This is a genomic window from Rhodospirillaceae bacterium, assembly GCA_016722635.1.
GTDB lineage: Bacteria > Pseudomonadota > Alphaproteobacteria > JAEUKQ01 > JAEUKQ01 > JAEUKQ01.
On record JADKIX010000003.1, the window covers coordinates 98830 to 116596 of the forward strand.

Sequence of the window (17767 nt, forward strand, 5' to 3'; positions counted from 1 at the left end):
CACTTGGGATAATGATGAAAAATAAATTTGATACAATTGTTCTGGGGCTAGGCGCGACGGGAAGTGCTGTTTTGTATCAGCTGGCAAAACGTGGAAATAGAGTTTTAGGGATAGATCAGTTTTCGCCGCCGCATATGTTAGGTTCATCACACGGGGATTCGCGTATAACCAGGCAAGCAATCGGTGAAGGTGAACAATATACGCCACTTGCGCTTCGCTCTTACGAAATATGGCAAGAAATTGAAAAGGAAACTGGTAAAAAACTTCTAGAGATTACCGGTGGGCTTATCATTTCAAGTGGTGCAAAGACTGGCATCATGCATGTTGAAAATTTTTTTGAAAACACCGTTGCGGCGGCAAAAAAATTCAACATCAACCACGAGATTTTAAACGCCAATCAAATTCACAAGCGTTTTCCACAATTCAACGTGCGAGATAATGAAAGCGCTTATTACGAACACAATGCTGGCTTCTTGCGTCCCGAGGAATGCGTTAGCACGCAACTATTTCTTGCCGAAAAATACGGCGCAACCATACACAAAAACGAAAAAGTAAAAAGTTTTTTGGAAAAAAGGGGAAGCGTTCGCGTAAAAACAAACCTTGGCGAATATCAAGCCAAAAAACTAATTGTTAGTGCAGGATCATGGATTCCCACATTTATTGAGGACGAGTATTCAAAATTTTTCAAAGTTATGCGTCAGGTTCTGTTTTGGTTTGACGCCAAAACCTCTATCAAACGCTTTGAGCCAAAAAATTTTCCGATATTCATTTGGGAATTACAAGGGAACAAACAAAGTATTTATGGATTTCCCGCCATTGATGGACAAAAGGGTGGGGTGAAAATTGCAAGCGAACAATATGATACGAGTACCACGGCGGACACCGTAAATCGAGAAGTCAGACAAGTGGAAATAAAAGCAATGTATAAGGATTTTGTTGCACCTTATTTCCCTGATTTGAGTGATAAATGCGTTAAAGCAGTTTCATGCCTCTATACCGTCACCCCGGATTTTCATTTCGTCATTGATATACACCCAAAACACCCGTCAATTATTTTAGCTTCGCCATGCTCGGGTCACGGCTTCAAACATTCGGCGGCAATTGGTGAAGTTGTAGCACAACTTGCCATAGAGGGGAAAAGTACTATTGATATTTCGAGATTCGGTATAAAAAGATTGACCGCAAAATAAAATATCTCCTCATCTATAACAGCACCTAATTTAATATTACTATCTAGCCGATCCCTCTAGAAAACGAAGAAAATCTTATGCGAATATTAAATGAAAAGTAAATATACTTGGCCAGATCAAAACATTTTTACCAGGGCTTGGGCGCAGGCGTGTAAAATGGATTGACGATCAATATGATGCAGGCGGTAAAGGTCGCTAACCGAACCCGATTGTCCAAAATGGGTCACACCTAGGCTTTGAACATGGTGGCCATGCACACTGCCCATCCAAGTTAGCGTGGCCGGGTGACCATCGATAACGGTTACCAAATGCGCGGAAGGGGCCAAAACGGACAATAACTGGCTAATATGTGATTCTTCGTTGGCATTATCCTGGTGCTGATCCCAGCCAGCATATAGTCGATCGGGTGAGGTAATCACCAAAAGCCCAACTTCTGGACAATCTTCCGACACTTGCTCCCAAGCTGCCATGGCTTCGGCCGTAATAACCCCGCAACTGATAATGGCAAGCTTACTTTGGGGGGCAGGTTCTTTCAGCCAATATCCTCCTTGAATGATCGCATTTTCTAAAGCAGCGGTTACATTTCTTTTTGGTTGGGCAATTGATTTGGTGGATAAACGAAGATAAGTAGAGTATGCAGCTGACTTGTTGATAGTTGGGCGATGATGAAGGTTTTTGATTGCATGGCATAAGAGGATAGAAAGTTCATCGGCAAAAGCGGGTTCATAATAGTTTAAATTATCTTGGCTGATACCGATTAACGGCGTGACAATGGACTGGTGTGCACCACCTTCGGATGATAAGCTGATGCCAGAGGGTGTTGAAACCAAAATGAATCGGGCGTCTTGGTAACAGGCGTATATCATGGCATCTAGGCCACGAGCAATAAAAGGATCGTATAAAGTGCCGATGGGGATCATTTGTTGGCCAAACAAGGGTTCAGCTAAACCAAAAGCGGCTAAAGCTGTAAATAAGTTGTTTTCCGCAATCCCCAGTTCCACATGCTGTCCAGTTGGGTTTGGATGCCAGCGCTGGGCGGATGGTATTTGTAATTGGCGAAATAAATCTTGCTGCTCATTTTTGGCAAAAATGCTGCGCCTATTAACCCATCCACCCAAATTGGTGGATACGGTAACATCAGGTGAAGTTGTTACCACATGATTAACCCACTGATCATCTAACTTACTGATTTCCGTCATTAATCTGCCGAAAGCTTCCTGGGTTGATTGGCGTTCGTGGTAGCCGATATCGGGAAGTTTATGGGGTAGATTCTTAATGGGTTGAACAACAGTTTGAGAAATTTTCTGTTGATAGGGGGATGATTGGATAAATTTTTGGATTTCCTCTTTTGATTGGCTCATTCCGGCAGATGGAGACCATTCTTGTCCGGTAGGGATTGCAAATTTTTCCTGCAATGTCTTTATCTGTTCCGCGTTTAAAAGGCCTGCGTGGTTATCTTTATGTCCGGCGAACGGTAATTGATACCCCTTAATAGTATGGGCAATAAAGCAGGTGGGCTGACTATCATGGGCCTGTTCAAAACCTTGAAGCAACATATTGAAATCATGGCCACCAAGATTTGTCATGATGGTATTTAATTGTTGGTCATTATATTTTGATAATAACTTATCAAGTTGCGGATCTTTAATATCCTGCCTCAACTGATCTCGCCAGGCATGTTCTTGTTTATAAACTAAAGCAGAATAAAGGTCATGGGAGCATTTTTCCAACCAATCTTTAACTAAATGACCGCTGGGTTGTTGAAATAACGCCTGTAATTGTTGACCATATTTTAATTCAACAACCCGCCAACCATAACTTTTAAATTGGTCAGCAATAACTTTGTTCAGGTGATGCTTGGTTACATTATCAAGACTTTGGCGATTATAGTCCACGATCCACCAAAGATTGCGGACATTATGTTTCCAACCCTCAAGCAATGCTTCATAAATATTGCCTTCATCCAATTCCGCATCCCCTAATAAGGCCACCATCCTGCCCATTTGGTGATCTTGCGGAAGCATTTGATGTGCAGATAAATAATCCTGCAGTAAGCTTGTAAATAACGTAATTGCAACCCCTAATCCAACGGAACCGGTTGAAAAATCAACATTCGGATAATCTTTGGTGCGCGATGGATATGACTGTGCCCCACCTAATCCACGAAAATTTATAAGATTTTCAACTTTTTGGTTTCCCAGTAAATATTGGATGGCATGGAAAATCGGGCTGGCATGGGGTTTAATTGAAATCTTATCTTGTGAACGTAGCGCTGCAAAATAAAGTGCGGTTAAAATTGTTACACAGGATGCACTGGAAGCTTGGTGACCACCGATTTTCAGGCCATCCGGGTTGGGGCGGATATTGTTCGCATGATGAATCATCCAGGTGGATAACCATAGGATTTTTTGTTCGATTGCTTGTAGTGTTTTGATTTTATCAGGTGATAACATATAAAAGAACCCATCCAAATAACGTGGTTAATAAAAAATATTTTCTACACTCGCCCAATCCATACCTTATTCCTTAAAATACGGAAAGCATTATCATCAAACCCCACGAAACCAAGTTAGTTCGTGTTTATTATGGGATAAATGGATGATTTTTGAATTAGGGATACTGGCAAATAAGGCGGTGGTTTGATGGTCGGTTTCCCCTTGAAATTTAAGGGTGCAAATAAATTGTGCATTTGGAAATTTAATTATCCATTTTTGGATAAATTGAAATAATTTCAAGGGATAGCAAATAATATCACAAACAATCCAATCAAGATGAGGGAAAGAAAACGGGTCAAGCGCAAAAGCGCTTGTTTTGATATAAGAAATCAACGGATGGTTGTTGAGACTCTGATCCAAAGGGCTTTTGTCAACACTTATGACTTTTGCCCCTAATTCTGCCAACGCCCAGCTCCATCCCCCAGGACTACTGCCCAAATCAAGACAAATATCGCCAGGTTTAGGATTCTTACCCAATATGGCCAGTGCTTCCCATAATTTGAGATAGGCCCGACTGGGCGGATCGATTTTATTTTCTATAAAATGTGCTTCTCCATTAGGAAAAGGGCTTGAGCACTGAGGGGAAACCAACATCATCTGGGGCGATAATAATGTCCAGGAACCGATAGGAGAGGTAAGCGGCAGATCACTAGGGAAAGTGAGAGGAAAATTTTTCAGCTTGGGCAATTGCTCTTGGATAAGATGACTGCGACGATGTAGTTGATAATCATAGACGCACCAATTTCGTTGAATGGATTTTAACTTCCGAGCCGCATCATTGATAGAAGTTATCGGCATCCTTTGGGGATTATGCCAGATATTTTGGGCCCAATACAGGTTAGGCAACAATTGATCGCAAATGAACAAAGAGCCTAATTGAGCCAAAACACTGTGCCCTAGCAAGTCTTGAAGGATATTTTCCAAGCCAGCTGGGGCAAGGTAAGCAACCATTTGATCAGGCCATTGATTGATAGAAGAAGAATCCATGGGAAAATATGTTATCTATACATTAATTGGAAATGGGGATAGTCATCGTCTTCATCATTAATTTTTATTTGTTATATTGAGCAAAAGCAAATAAAACAGTTATAAATAAAACCAGCTTAAATTATATATCAGCTGGGATACTACTAGAACAATAAACTATTTAAAGTGGTAAAACTGCCATAGGGAGGAAAGCAATGGATTTTCATTTAAATGAAGAACTATCTGCCATTCAACAAAACGCCAGGTTATTTGCCGAAAAAGAAATGCTTCCTCATGCGGCGGAATGGGATAAAAAGAAAATTTTTCCAGTTGAATGTTTGCGTAAAGCGGCATCCTTGGGATTTTCCTCGATTTATATTAAGGAAGAAAATGGTGGTAGCGGTTTCGGCCGGATTGCCGCCGCCATTGTCTTTGAAGAGTTAGCTGCTGCCTGTCCTTCAACTGCGGCTTACTTATCTATCCATAACATGGTTTCTGGTATGATTGAAACCGCTGGTAATGAGGCGCAAAGAAAAAAATGGTTGCCAAAATTATCAACGATGGAATATTTCAGCAGTTATTGCTTAACCGAACCTGGGTCTGGATCTGATGCCGCATCGTTAAAAACTCGTGCCGAGAAACGCGGAAATGATTATTATTTGAATGGTACCAAGGCCTTTATTTCGGGTGGAGGTCACAGCGATGTTTATATTGTAATGGCAAAAACCGATCTAAATAAAAACGGTATTTCCGCCTTTATTGTGGATAAAAAATCGCCAGGCCTTAGTTTTGGCAAGCCTGAACAAAAAATGGGCTGGAATAGTCAACCGACCACCATGGTGTTTTTTGAAAATTGTATTGTTCCCGCGGATAGTTTATTAGGAAAAGAAGGTGAGGGATTTAAGCTTGCTTTGAAAGCTTTAGATGGGGGGCGCGTTAATATTGCAGCTTGTTCTTTGGGTGCTGCCGGGCCTCTTTGGAAGCAGCCATTGCCTATATGAAGCAGCGCCAGCAATTTGGTAAACCGATCAGTTCATTCCAAGCACTGCAATTTCGCTTAGCCGATATGGCCACGCATTTGGAAGCCTCGCGTTTGATGGTACATAAAGCGGCTGTGATGCTGGATCAACAACATATTGAAGCTACAATGATGGCGGCGATGGCGAAACGTTTTGCAACTGACATGGCCTTTACCATTTGTGACGAAGCCTTGCAACTTCATGGGGGATACGGATATTTGCAAGACTTCCCCGTTGAAAGATTTTTAAGGGACTCGCGTGTTCACCGTATTTTGGAAGGTACCAATGAAATCATGCGCTTAATTATTGCCCGTCAATTGTTAGGAAAAAATAATGACTGAACAGCATGAAATATTAACGGAAAGAAAAGATAAAGCTGGCTTTATTACCCTTAATCGCTCGAAAAGCTTAAACGCCCTAAACTTGGCGATGATCCAAAAAATAACGCAAGTTTTGAATGAATGGCAGAAAGATAAAACGGTTGAATTGGTTATCTTACAAAGCAATAATGAGAAGTCATTTTGTGCTGGCGGTGACATCCGTGCTGTTTACGAAGCAGGAAAAGAAAGTAATAAAGAACTGGGTTTTCAGTTTTTCTATCAAGAATATATTCTCAATCAAAAAATATATCGTTACCCGAAACCTATCATATCCTTAATCGATGGTATTGTGATGGGTGGTGGGGCAGGACTTGCCATGAACGGTCAATACCGGGTTGTGACCGAACGCACGATTTTTGCGATGCCTGAAACAGCCATAGGGTTTTTCCCTGATGTGGGGGCAGGATATTTTTTAAACAAATGTCCAGGGATGATAGGTTTATATTTAGCTTTAACGGGCGAAAGGATCAATCACAGCGACTGCCTGTACAGCCATTTGGCAACCCATGCTATACCAGCCAGTAAATTGGAAGAGCTCAAGTCACATTTGATTTCTGCGGGGCAACCCGTAGCGGAAATTTTAAAAAAATTTAGCAGTGCTTTGTCTTCCCCTAGTCATTTGGCTACTTATCAACCGGTTATCGATCGGTATTTCAGCCGCTTGTCACTTGACAGTATCCTTGATTTATTGCAGTCGGATGGACAAGAATGGTCAAAAAAAACAGCTGATAGTCTTTTAAAACGTTCTCCTTTGTCTTTAAGAATCACGTTCGAATATATGCCCAAATGTGCGAAACTAACTTTTGAAGACGTGATGCAATTAAATCTTCGGTTAAGCCAGTTTTTTATGGAACAAAAAGATTTTTACGAAGGGATAAGAGCCGTTTTGGTAGATAAAGATCAACAACCCAAATGGCAGCCTGGAAAAATCAACCCTGAAATTATTCATCACGCTATGAACTTTCCCGTCAAACAACTGTTGCCTTTTAAATAGCAGGAATTATCAAATGACAAAAATTGGGTTTATCGGACTTGGCCATATGGGAGAACCGATGGCGAAGAACATTCTCAAAGCAGGTTTTGAGCTAGTTGTCTACGACTTAAGTAAAACAAAACTAAATATCTTCCAATCATTAGGGGCAAAAATTACGGACGATCATTCACTTATGTCCCATAAGCCTGATATTGTAATAACCATGCTGCCCAGCGGCAAAGAGGTAAAACATATCTATGAAAATATGATCTTCCCCCATATTCATTCGAATGTTTTATTAATTGATTGTTCAACCATCGATGTAGAAACATCACGCTCTTTATCGCAAATGGCTGAACAAAAGAAAATGGCGATGGTTGATGCCCCAGTATCAGGGGGAGTTGCGGGTGCCGAAGCAGGCACTTTAACCTTTATGGTGGGTGGAAGCCTCAAAGCTTTTGAACAGGCTAAACCTATTTTGTTAAAAATGGGTAAGACAGTGATCCATGTGGGTGGTCCAGGTAACGGGCAAGCAGTTAAAATTTGTAATAATATGATGTTGGCCATTCAAATGATTTCCGTGGCGGAAGGCTTTGCTTTAGCTGATAAATTGCAAGTTCCAGCTGATGCTTTGTTTGAAGTGGCCAGTAAAGCCTCTGGCCAATGCTGGTCGTTAACTCAATATTGTCCTGAACCTGGTTTAGTTCTGACTTCCCCTGCAAACAGGGATTTTAAACCCGGTTTTACCACAGAAATGATGTTAAAAGACCTCAAACTATCCCAGCAAATGGCGCAGAATTATGGAGCCTCAACTCCCTTGGGGGCAATTGCAACTGTCCTTTATACTTCATACCGCAACATGGTGGGGGGCAACGATGATTTTTCTTCAATCATTAGATTTATTAAAGCAAAATTACCTAAAGAGAAAGCGTAGAATCAAATATGATAAATGCTAATCTGGTGATCAAAAATCCTAATTTTATAGACGATGTTAAAACAAGCTTCCAACAGCAGGGAATCTTGAAATTATTAGGTGCTAAACTTGAAAAAATTGAACCTGGGCTTGTTGAAATAAGTTTGCCTTTCAAACCAGAACTCACACAACATACAGGTTTTTTTCATGCGGGTGTTACAGCCACAATAGCTGACACGGCAGGGGGATACGCAGCATTTACTTTGTTCCCAGCTCAAGCTATCGTTTTATCCGTTGAATTCAAAATAAATTTGCTTAACCCTGCACAAGGTCAATTATTATATGCAATAGGGCGGGTGATAAAATCTGGGAAGACTTTAAGTGTTTGCGAAGTAAGCGTTTCTGTCACCGATCGTACCAAAACGTTAGTTTGTGCCCATATGCTGCAAACGGTTATGTGTTTACCCCCTAAAACAATGGATAAAACAGTAAAATGATTAATAAGGCCAGTCAAAAAGTTTTAAGAAATGTTGCCGAATATGCTCCTTTAGCAGTATTTTTTATATTTTATTATGTTAAGAAAGATCTATTTTGGGCAACGGGAGGCTTACTGGCAGCAACTGTCGTCAGTATTATTATTACGATTGTCATGGAACGAAAACTGCCTTTCCTGCCGATTTTTACGGCCGTGACGGTCAGCATATTCGGCGGGTTAACACTCCTATTAAAAGACGATATTTTTATTAAAATTAGGCCGACCGTCGTTAATTTAATATTTGGCAGCAGCTTATTAATAGGGCTGTGGAAGGATAAACTGTTTTTGAAAATGGTTTTAGGAAAAGCCTTGGAAATCTCTGAAAAAGGCTGGCGCATCTTGACAAAACGCTGGGCGATTTTTTTTATGGCCATCGCTCTACTGAACGAGATCGTTTGGCGTACACAAACCGAAGAATTCTGGGTTAATTTTAAGGTTTTAGGGGTGATGGGGTTAAATTTCTTATTCGTATTAATTCATATTCCGTTATTACAAAAACACCAAATAAAATCTGAAGATAAGAAGTAATTTTTACTTTTTTACCTGCACCCATGTACGTGTAAGATACATGACCCCTGTTTTAAAGATCCAAAGGACATGTTACATAATTAAAGTTGTTAACTTTTTGATTGGTCGGGATCTTGATTAGCACTATTTTCTTTAGCTATGGGTGATAATCCGTGTTGCTGACGACTGGCACTAATTGCGGCATTTAAATCGGTTTGGCTGCATAGTCCTAATAATACGGGATCACGGGGCTTCAAATTATTATAATTCCAATGGCTACGCTGACGAATGGATAAGATGGTGGTTTTTGTTGTTCCAATTAAACGAATAATCTGACCTTCACTCAGTTCGGGATGATTCCTTAGCAACCAAGCGATAGCGTCTGGCTTATCTTGGCGTTTTGCAACTGGGGTATAACGGGGACCTTTACTGCGTGTCAAAGGATCAGGCATATTCGAGGAGATCCTTTTCAATTTTGTCGTGGGATCTTCTTCACAACGACTGATTTCCTCTTTTGATAGCTGACCGTTCGACACGGGATTTAATCCGATAATGCCTTCGGCAACTTCCCCATCTGCAATACCTTTAATTTCAAGGGGATGCATCCCACAAAATTCAGCGATTTGGGCAAAAGTTAAAGCTGTATTTTCAACTAACCAAACAGCCGTAGATTTTGGCATTAATACTTGCGCCATTTTATTCTCTCTAAGTCAAATTAAGGTTTAAAGGACTCAATATTTTTTGTTGCCGTATGATAACTTGCAAAACCAGCTTAGCAAGGAGAAATTGTAATTTTTATACATAAAGCATTATTGGAAATTGCGCCATCATTAATAAATAACTATTCATTGCCGTTTAAAAGACATGTTAACTTTATTATCTAAGTGTTATGTTGTTTAGGTGCTTAACAGCCACGTGGATAAACACAAAATGAGTATTAAGCAAGGCATCCAAAAAATTGGTTTTATCATTGATACTTATTCTAGTTGCTTATATGGTTACTTGTAGAATTCAATGCCCCCAAAATAGATAGAGTCGGGTGATATTTTTTGTCTTATCTAGGGAATACTATGCGTTCCATTATATAAGCAAAGCGGTAAAACGATACAAATAAATTTAAATTATTCTTTTTATACATATGTATATTTTTAAAAAGGTAGAATTTATAATGATTAAAAAATTATTGAAACATCGGCCCGTACAAAAAATTAGAATTTTTTGGGGGCTAATGATTCTATCTTTAGGTATGTCGGTTCAAGTGAAGGCCCAAAATAACTTTGCTATCACAGTTTTAACGGGTGGCACAAGTGGGGTTTATTATCCTTTAGGAGTTGTTTTAGCAAAAATTTACGGGGATAACCTGCCGTCAGCTAAAATTTCTGTTTTAGCCACAAAGGCGTCTGTTGAAAATTTATTGATGTTACAAAAATCTGAAGGTGAAATTGCCTTTGCTACGGCAGATACAGTTTCTTTAGCTTGGTTTGGAAATCAGGCAGCGGGATTTCCAGAGAAATTAACCAAATTACGCGGAATTGCCAGTATTTATCCAAATTATATCCATATTGTAGCCCGGGCGGATAGCAATATAAAAACCATTGCTGATTTAAAGGGCAAAAGGGTTTCCGTAGGTGCTTTGGAATCGGCAACCGAAGTAAATGCCAGAACAGTTTTTGCAGCAGCCAATATCACCTATAAGGATCTTGCAAAAGTTGAATATCTGCCGTTTGGTAATTCTGTGAAGATGATGTTGAACAATGAAATTGATGCAACCATCCAATCTGCTGGATTAGGGGTAAGTTCCATTAATGATCTGTCCAACTCCCTCCCTATCCGCATTATTTCTGTCCCAACCGAAATAACGGCAAAAATAAAAGATCCTGCCTATATTGCAAGTATTATTCCTGCAGGGACGTATCAAAATCAAAATTATGCTGTGCCAACGATTGCTATCACCAATCTTGTTGTTACCCGGTCTGATGTAACCATTGACCAAGTTTATAATTTTACCAAACTAATTTTTGAAAATTTATCGGAATTACAGCACGCGCATTCGGCTATGGCGAACATTCAGTCTCAACATATGATTGAAGGAATGCCTATACCCTTTCATCCAGGTGCTTTAAAATATTTCCGAGAAAAAGGTTGGACAATACCTTCCGTTCAAAGATAAATATCAGGTAACCATGATAGGTTTATGTATATCCTCCTTAGCAAGTGCGGTCACCGCTTTTTTACCAACCGATCATTTCAGCCTGTCTTGGCAGCATTCAATTGAACATTTTGTTTGGAAAGAGGAATATAAAATTGATCCCTTAACCTATCAATTTTATCTTAGGCGTGTTTCCATCCCGGGGCATGGGGCAGGGGTAGATATTCCTGCGGGTGCAATATTTATTGATGATCATTGGGAGTTTCAGCCCATTATTAAAAAAATGTCCGAATTATTATTGGCGAATGGGTTGGAGCAATCGGATTATTTGGTATGTGTAGCAGCCGATTCTTGCAGTAATCTTCGGGAATTTTTACCTATCAATAACCAAAAAGACATCATCCGTTTGTTTGTTTGTGATAAATAGATCCCTTCTTTTATCTGGCTATGCTTTCTATTTCTCCAACGCGTTGGATCAATCGTTTTTTGTGATGCTGACTACATTATCTCTCCAGCCACAATCGTTAGCAAGAACGCTACTGGCATAAAATTTTGCAACTGTCGGGCACGATAATAGGCGAGGGCAAAATAAATCTGCGGATTAGGTCTAAATATTCAAAGACGAGGAACATATGTTTCCATGGCGGGCAGTTGTAAAGACGGATTATGGTTTTTTAAGAAATCCACGAAATCTTGGTATTTTTTCCAATCCAGTAAAGATGGATTATGGCTGAATCGGCGCAGGGTATCCATCCAAGCTAACTGATTAAGCGGATCATTGATATCAGGATAAGCTTTACGGGCGATTTCCCAGCTTTTTTCGGGATTATTTAAAATAAAAATAACCGCACGTTGGATTGCCTTTAAGAATCTTTTAAATTGTTGATCATGAATACGGTCTTGGTGAACGATAAATATTAATTCATCATACAAAGGTACACCTTCCTCCTCCGGGAAAAAGGCTAATGCTTTTATGTTCATTAGGGACAATTGGTTTAATTCAAAATTGCGGAAAGCACCTATGACCGCATCAACTTTTTTGGTGAGTAAAGCTGAGCTTAAAGAAAAATTTGGGCTAATCAAAGTTACGTCTGACAATTTCACCCCATATTTATCTAACATAGCGGTTAAGTAAATATCTTCAAAACCACCAACAGAATAACCGATAGTTCTTCCTTTTAAATCGGCAATCGTCTGAATAGGGCTATCTGCTAAAACTATTAAGGAATTTAAAGGGGTATCAATTAACGTACCGATTCTGGCAATAGGCAAACCTTCGGCCACTAATAAATAAAGGTTGGGTTGATAAGATAAGGCAATATCCGCTTGCTTGGCAGCTAATAATTTAGGCGGGTCATTAGGATCTGACGGGGATATTAAGCGAACCTCTAATCCTTCATCTTTAAAATATCCTAATTCTTGCGCGATTAATAAAGGGGCATGATCGGGATTAATAAACCAATCCAATAATACCGTTAATTTTTCTTGTGCTTGAAGGCTTAAGAGAGGTAAAAAACACCCCAGAATAACGCTTATTAATTTCATTTTCATTTGTCCTCGCTGTATAATAGGGGTTGATCTTCTTGGGGAAAAAATTTCCCAATGATTTTATTTGACACATAACTACTTAAAAAAAATAGGGATGTTCCCCCGATAGATAAGATGATTAAAACCGCAAACACCACATCCACTTTGCCCCTGGCATTTGCTTGGATCATTACATAACCCAGCCCTTGTCCTGCGCCGATCCACTCGCCAATAACCGCCCCAATAGGCGCCACCGCCGTGCCTATTTTTAACCCGGAAGCTAAATTAGGTAAAGCGGATGGCAGACGAATATGAATTAAGGTTTTCCATTTAGTGGCATTCATAACCCTTGCCGCATCTACCCAATTTTTGTTGGTTTTTAATAATCCATCCAAAAAAGCGGTAGTAATGGGGAAAAAAATGATAATCGCCGCCATTAACACCTTGGGCAACATGTCATATCCAAACCACAAAACGAACAAAGGAGCTAGGGCAAATACCGGAATTGCCTGGCTGATAACGATTAAAGGCAACAACCAATGACGCAACCCATTATAGTAAGCTAGAATCATGGCTAAAACAAAACCGAACGTACCACCTGTTAATAGGCCAAGGATAATCTCTAAAAATGTCACCCAACTATTTTGGGACAACAAAGCAAAGTTATTATAAAAAGCTAGACCAACTTGTATGGGGGATGGCAGGATATAAGGAGGGATATCCATTGCCCAGCAGGCTATTTGCCATATTAGAACGATGGAAAAAACGATGGCAAGTGACCGTAATATAACCATTTATGATCCTTCCAAAATTCGTTCTAAAAGTCTTGGCATTTGCTCTATGATTAATGGGTCATTAACAGGAAGGGGCGTTTTCTTCTCGGGAAGGGTTAAAACTTTTCGAATATGCGTCGGATTGCCACTCATCATATAAACTGCATTGCATAGGCGGATCGCCTCTGCAGGATCGTGGGTGATCAACAATACCGTATGGTTTTTGAGGTGTTTCCAAGTAAAATCTTGGGTTTGCAGTCGCGTAATGGTATCAAGCCCACGAAAGGGTTCATCCATTAAAATAATCGGCCTTTGTTCATATAAAATACGGGCCAAGCTGACCCTTTGCCTCATTCCGCCGGATAGTTGTCCTGGTTTATAATGGGCAAAGGAATGAAGGCCGACTTCTTCAATAATGAACTTGGCCCGCTTTAAATCCGGCATTTGCTTTCGTAAGCGATCCCCTAAAATAATATTGGATGAGACATCTAGCCAGGGCAGTAAGGAATCTTGTTGGGGCATATAGGAAATAAGGTTTTTTAAGGATAATTGGTCAGGAGTGGTATGAATTGAACCAGAAAACTCATCCATATTTTCTAAACCGGCCATGATTCTTAAAATAGTTGATTTACCAACACCGCTTTTCCCGATTAAAGCAGTCCACTGGCCTCCCATAAGCTCAAAATGCAGATCTTGAAACAAGGATACATTTGATGCAGGGTAAGCAAATTTTTTGATAGAAATAGCAATGCTTGGGGCGGGTAGACTAAGCGTTGCGTATGATTCTGTCACTTGTCCCTCCGCCGGTTCTAACCGGATCAGGTTTTGGGGTCGTTGCTAATTGCAACCTCTCAGCCGCTAGGCTCCCCCCAGTGATTAATAATGGCTTTCATGATGCTGTTATTTATCGAATTGTCAACCGAATGATCTTTGAATTTTTTTTAACCTAGTTTTTATCGAAATTTTTAATTATCGCCTACCTGGACTTTTTGATTGTGGTTGACTAAGCTGCAGACAACAATTTTTGATTATAGCAATGTGGGAGAACTATTATGCGGTTGAGTGGTCTATTCGCCCCAACACTCAAAGAAAATCCAGCTGAGGCACAAATAGCTTCACACCGGTTATTGTTGCGCGCTGGTATGATCCGGCAAACCAGTGCGGGGATATATTGTTGGTTGCCTTTAGGGTTTAGGGTACTGAAGAAAATTGAACAAATTATTAGGGAAGAGCAAGATAAAGCAGGCGCGCAGGAATTGTTGATGCCGACTATCCAACCAGCGGAGTTATGGAAAGAATCGGGTCGTTATAATGATTATGGCAAAGAAATGTTGCGTTTTGTCGACCGTCATGAGCGAGAAATGCTATATGGCCCCACGAACGAAGAATTAATTACAGATGTTTTTCGTCAATCGATCAAATCATATCGTGATTTGCCCAAGCTTTTGTATCATATTCAATGGAAATTTCGGGATGAGATGCGCCCAAGGTTTGGGTTGATGCGCGGACGGGAATTTTTAATGAAAGACAGTTATTCTTTTGATCTTGATTATACCGGCGCTAGAAAAGCTTATAATAAAATGTTTGTCGCTTACTTGCGTACATTTGCACGCTTGGGTCTTAAAGCAATCCCGATGCAAGCCGCAACAGGCCCCATCGGCGGTGATCTAAGTCATGAATTTATTATTTTAGCAGATACCGGGGAAAGTGCTGTTTTCTGTGATAAAGCCTTACTCGAAAAAAATCCTTTGCAAGATGCTGTTTATTATGAAGGTGATTTGCAACCAATTGTAGAAGAATGGACCTCCCTTTATGCCGCGACCGATGAAAAGCATGATCCCAAAAGGTGTCCAGTGCCGGTTGCACAATTAGTATCAGCCCGCGGCATTGAGGTTGGGCATATTTTTTACTTCGGTACAAAATATTCGGAAGCTTTAAAAACCGCCGTTGCCACATCTAATGGCGACAACAGTTTTGTCCATATGGGTTCTTATGGTATTGGCGTATCTAGGCTGGTTGCCGCCATTATTGAAGCCTATCATGATGAGGCAGGGATTATTTGGCCGGAAAGCGTTGCCCCCTATCAAATTGGCTTAATCAACGCGGTGGCTGCAGACAAAGATTGCAAACAAATGGCTGATACGCTGTATGATGAATTAAAGCAGCATAATATAGAAGTTTTATATGATGATCGTGATGAAAGAGCGGGAACAAAATTTAGCAATATGGATCTGATAGGCTTGCCCTGGCAAGTTGTTGTTGGTTTAAAAGGTATCAAATCAAAAACAGTTGAATTAAAAAACCGTGCATCCGGCGAACGTCAAACAATCTCATTGGATATGTTATATGATCGCTTCCTAAAAAATAAGGTGAATAAAAATTGTTAAAGTTTGAACGTTTAGTGGCATGGCGGTATCTACGTTCCAGACGGCAAGAGGGTTTTATTTCCGTTATCACATTTTTATCTTTGCTTGGCATTTGTTTAGGGGTGGCAACCCTTATTATTGTTATGTCAGTTATGAACGGGTTTCGTGGGGAATTATTTAAAAAAATTCTTGGGTTTAATGGGCATTTGTTTGTGATGGAAACAAATCAATTTCCTGTGACAGATTATGCCCATTTGGCAGAACAGTTTTCAAAATTGCCAGGCATTGTTACAGCAACCCCCATGATTGAAAATGGGGCGATGGTAACTTCGGAATATAATATCGATTTTGCAAGGATTAGGGGCATTCGATTAACTGATTTAAAGAAACGCTCTTTCATCAACGATAACATTATTATTGGCAGTATTGAAGAATTTGAACAGCAGGGTGGTGCTGTGATAGGTTACAAATTGGCTAACCGACTGGGGTTGTCTGTGGGTGATTTTATTACCCTGATCTCACCGCAGGACCGTGACACGGTAATCGGCAATGTACCTCGAATAAAATCATACCCTATTGTTGCTGTCTTTAATGTTGGGATGTCCCAATATGATGGCAATTTTGTTTTGATTCCTTTGGAATCAGCGCAGCTGTATTTTTCGCGCAATCAACAGGTTGATTATATTGAGATTGTGACCGATAACGCCGATGAAGTTAGCCAACCCAAAAGGGAAATTCAGCAATATCTTCAAGCCCACAACTTAAATTATCTGGTTGAGAGTTGGCAAGAACGGTATGGAGAGTTTTTAGGTGTACTGGATGTTGAAAAAACAGTGATGTTTATTATTCTATTCCTGATTATTATCGTGGCCTCTTTTAACATTATTTCAAGCCAAATTATGATGGTCAAAGATAAACGTCAGGAAATTGGGATTCTTAGGACATTAGGCGCAACCAAAAGATCTATTTTAAGCATATTTTTAATAAACGGTGCCAGCACCGGAATTTTAGGGGTTGGCACGGGGTTTATTTTGGGGGTTTTATTCGTTGAAAACATTGAAAGGATCCGGCAATGGGTACAAAGTATTTTAGGAACACAATTATTCCCGGATACTTTTTATTTTCTTTCCCAATTGCCTGCAGTGCTTGATTGGAAACAAGTGTTGTTGATTGTAGGGGTTGCCTTTGGTTTATCGCTTTTGGCTTCCCTCTATCCCGCCTGGCGTGCCGCCCGTTTAGATCCTGTGCAGGTTTTGCGTTATGAATAATAATCAATCCCCACCCATCACGGTCTTAGTGGCTGATGGCGTTGGGCGCCAGTTTAAACAAATGGATCAAATCATCACCGTTATCCGTGATAGTAGTTTTTCTATGTCTCAAGGGGAAATAGTTGGTCTGCTTGGACCATCCGGTTCGGGTAAGTCCACCTTACTGCACCTGTGCGGTTTATTGGAAAAACCCGATCAGGGAAAAATAGAAATTTTGGGGCAATCCGTCAATGAACTGAATGATAATCAACGTTCCCTGTTTCGTCAAAATCATTTGGGTTTTGTTTATCAATATCATCATTTGCAGAAAGATTTTTCTGCACTTGAAAATGTTATGATTCCCCAATTAATTGCCGGTCACAGTAAGAGAGAAGCCCAAAAAAAAGCAGCTGATTTATTATCACAGGTTAATCTTTCCCATAGGCTTCATCACCGGCCAGGAAAATTATCGGGGGGGGAACAACAACGGGTGGCCATTGCCCGGGCCCTGGTCAACTCACCACAAATCTTGCTTGCGGATGAACCAACTGGAAATTTGGATACCAAAACTACAGAAGAAGTTTTCTTGTTGTTAAAGAATCTTGCAAAAGCCATGAATTTATCTGCTATTATTGCGACACACAATCTTGATTTAGCCAAACGGATGGATCGGATTATGCGTGTGGAAGATGGTGTTATTCATCAATTGTAAATCCCTCAATCTCCT

Annotated in this window: 16 protein-coding genes, 1 pseudogene and 1 riboswitch; of the genes and pseudogenes, 11 read left to right on the plus strand and 6 right to left on the minus strand. The window is 40.2% G+C overall.

Translation table 11 applies throughout. The annotated features are described in order from the left end of the window. Nucleotides 1-11 precede the first annotated feature (11 nt). Entirely contained in the window at nucleotides 12-1190 is a 1179-nt protein-coding gene (solA, locus tag IPP67_00790; protein ID MBL0337744.1) for an N-methyl-L-tryptophan oxidase, read from the plus strand. A gap of 116 nt (nucleotides 1191-1306) precedes the next feature. Here solA and IPP67_00795 read toward each other — a convergent pair whose 3' ends face one another. Both IPP67_00795 and IPP67_00800 read right to left on the minus strand, forming a co-directional pair. After that, nucleotides 1307-3643, minus strand: a complete 2337-nt coding sequence (locus tag IPP67_00795) for a transketolase (protein MBL0337745.1) — start codon at nucleotides 3641-3643, stop codon at nucleotides 1307-1309. A 96-nt stretch (nucleotides 3644-3739) separates the two neighbouring features. Next, a complete protein-coding gene (locus IPP67_00800) occupies nucleotides 3740-4636 on the minus strand; it encodes a hypothetical protein (GenBank protein ID MBL0337746.1) in 897 nt (298 codons plus the stop codon). 230 nt (nucleotides 4637-4866) lie between these two features. On the opposite strand from IPP67_00800, the pseudogene IPP67_00805 reads away from it, so the two are divergent. From IPP67_00805 to IPP67_00825, 5 genes and pseudogenes are all read left to right on the plus strand, one after another. Beyond that, a pseudogene (locus tag IPP67_00805) lies at nucleotides 4867-6011 on the plus strand (acyl-CoA dehydrogenase family protein). Next, the gene (locus tag IPP67_00810) at nucleotides 6004-7044 is read left to right on the plus strand and encodes an enoyl-CoA hydratase/isomerase family protein (protein MBL0337747.1); all 1041 of its coding nucleotides are present in this window, start codon (nucleotides 6004-6006) and stop codon (nucleotides 7042-7044) included. The pseudogene IPP67_00805 and the gene IPP67_00810 overlap by 8 nt, the downstream one beginning before the upstream one ends. A gap of 13 nt (nucleotides 7045-7057) precedes the next feature. Continuing rightward, nucleotides 7058-7957, plus strand: coding sequence for a 3-hydroxyisobutyrate dehydrogenase (gene mmsB / locus IPP67_00815; protein MBL0337748.1), 900 nt, complete (start codon nucleotides 7058-7060; stop codon nucleotides 7955-7957). Nucleotides 7958-7965: 8 nt separating this feature from the next. Next, a complete protein-coding gene (locus IPP67_00820) occupies nucleotides 7966-8433 on the plus strand; it encodes a PaaI family thioesterase (GenBank protein MBL0337749.1) in 468 nt (155 codons plus the stop codon). Beyond that, on the plus strand, nucleotides 8430-8999 hold the full coding sequence (locus tag IPP67_00825) for a septation protein A (protein ID MBL0337750.1): 570 nt from the start codon (nucleotides 8430-8432) through the stop codon (nucleotides 8997-8999). The genes IPP67_00820 and IPP67_00825 overlap by 4 nt, the downstream gene beginning before the upstream one ends. A gap of 89 nt (nucleotides 9000-9088) precedes the next feature. Here IPP67_00825 and IPP67_00830 read toward each other — a convergent pair whose 3' ends face one another. After that, nucleotides 9089-9673, minus strand: a complete 585-nt coding sequence (locus tag IPP67_00830; GenBank protein ID MBL0337751.1) for a DUF1013 domain-containing protein — start codon at nucleotides 9671-9673, stop codon at nucleotides 9089-9091. A 473-nt stretch (nucleotides 9674-10146) separates the two neighbouring features. Here IPP67_00830 and IPP67_00835 point away from each other — a divergent pair, with 473 nt between their 5' ends. Further along, nucleotides 10147-11148: a TAXI family TRAP transporter solute-binding subunit gene (locus IPP67_00835; protein MBL0337752.1), complete on the plus strand. Its 1002-nt coding sequence runs from the start codon at nucleotides 10147-10149 to the stop codon at nucleotides 11146-11148. Between the two features lie 13 nt (nucleotides 11149-11161). Further along, nucleotides 11162-11554: a DUF1850 domain-containing protein gene (locus tag IPP67_00840; GenBank protein MBL0337753.1), complete on the plus strand. Its 393-nt coding sequence runs from the start codon at nucleotides 11162-11164 to the stop codon at nucleotides 11552-11554. A 188-nt stretch (nucleotides 11555-11742) separates the two neighbouring features. On the opposite strand, the gene IPP67_00845 is transcribed toward IPP67_00840, so the two are convergent. The 3 genes from IPP67_00845 to IPP67_00855 all read right to left on the minus strand — a co-directional run bounded on the left by IPP67_00845 (nucleotide 11743) and on the right by IPP67_00855 (nucleotide 14219). Then, the gene (locus tag IPP67_00845) at nucleotides 11743-12678 is read right to left on the minus strand and encodes an ABC transporter substrate-binding protein (protein ID MBL0337754.1); all 936 of its coding nucleotides are present in this window, start codon (nucleotides 12676-12678) and stop codon (nucleotides 11743-11745) included. Next, the gene (locus IPP67_00850; protein MBL0337755.1) at nucleotides 12675-13448 is read right to left on the minus strand and encodes an ABC transporter permease; all 774 of its coding nucleotides are present in this window, start codon (nucleotides 13446-13448) and stop codon (nucleotides 12675-12677) included. The genes IPP67_00845 and IPP67_00850 overlap by 4 nt, the downstream gene beginning before the upstream one ends. After that, nucleotides 13449-14219: an ABC transporter ATP-binding protein gene (locus IPP67_00855; GenBank protein ID MBL0337756.1), complete on the minus strand. Its 771-nt coding sequence runs from the start codon at nucleotides 14217-14219 to the stop codon at nucleotides 13449-13451. It lies immediately after the preceding gene. Further along, nucleotides 14205-14307: riboswitch (TPP riboswitch) on the minus strand. Its footprint overlaps the gene before it by 15 nt. A 172-nt stretch (nucleotides 14308-14479) precedes the next feature. Between IPP67_00855 and IPP67_00860 the strand changes: the two genes are divergently transcribed. The 3 genes from IPP67_00860 to IPP67_00870 are packed head-to-tail and all read left to right on the plus strand — an operon-like array spanning nucleotide 14480 to nucleotide 17752. After that, nucleotides 14480-15814 carry a proline--tRNA ligase gene (locus tag IPP67_00860; protein MBL0337757.1) on the plus strand — a complete coding sequence of 445 codons (1335 nt, stop codon included), beginning with the start codon at nucleotides 14480-14482 and terminating at the stop codon, nucleotides 15812-15814. Further along, nucleotides 15808-17061: a lipoprotein-releasing ABC transporter permease subunit gene (locus IPP67_00865; protein ID MBL0337758.1), complete on the plus strand. Its 1254-nt coding sequence runs from the start codon at nucleotides 15808-15810 to the stop codon at nucleotides 17059-17061. The genes IPP67_00860 and IPP67_00865 overlap by 7 nt, the downstream gene beginning before the upstream one ends. Further along, nucleotides 17054-17752: an ABC transporter ATP-binding protein gene (locus IPP67_00870; GenBank protein ID MBL0337759.1), complete on the plus strand. Its 699-nt coding sequence runs from the start codon at nucleotides 17054-17056 to the stop codon at nucleotides 17750-17752. The genes IPP67_00865 and IPP67_00870 overlap by 8 nt, the downstream gene beginning before the upstream one ends. Nucleotides 17753-17767: the final 15 nt, after the last annotated feature.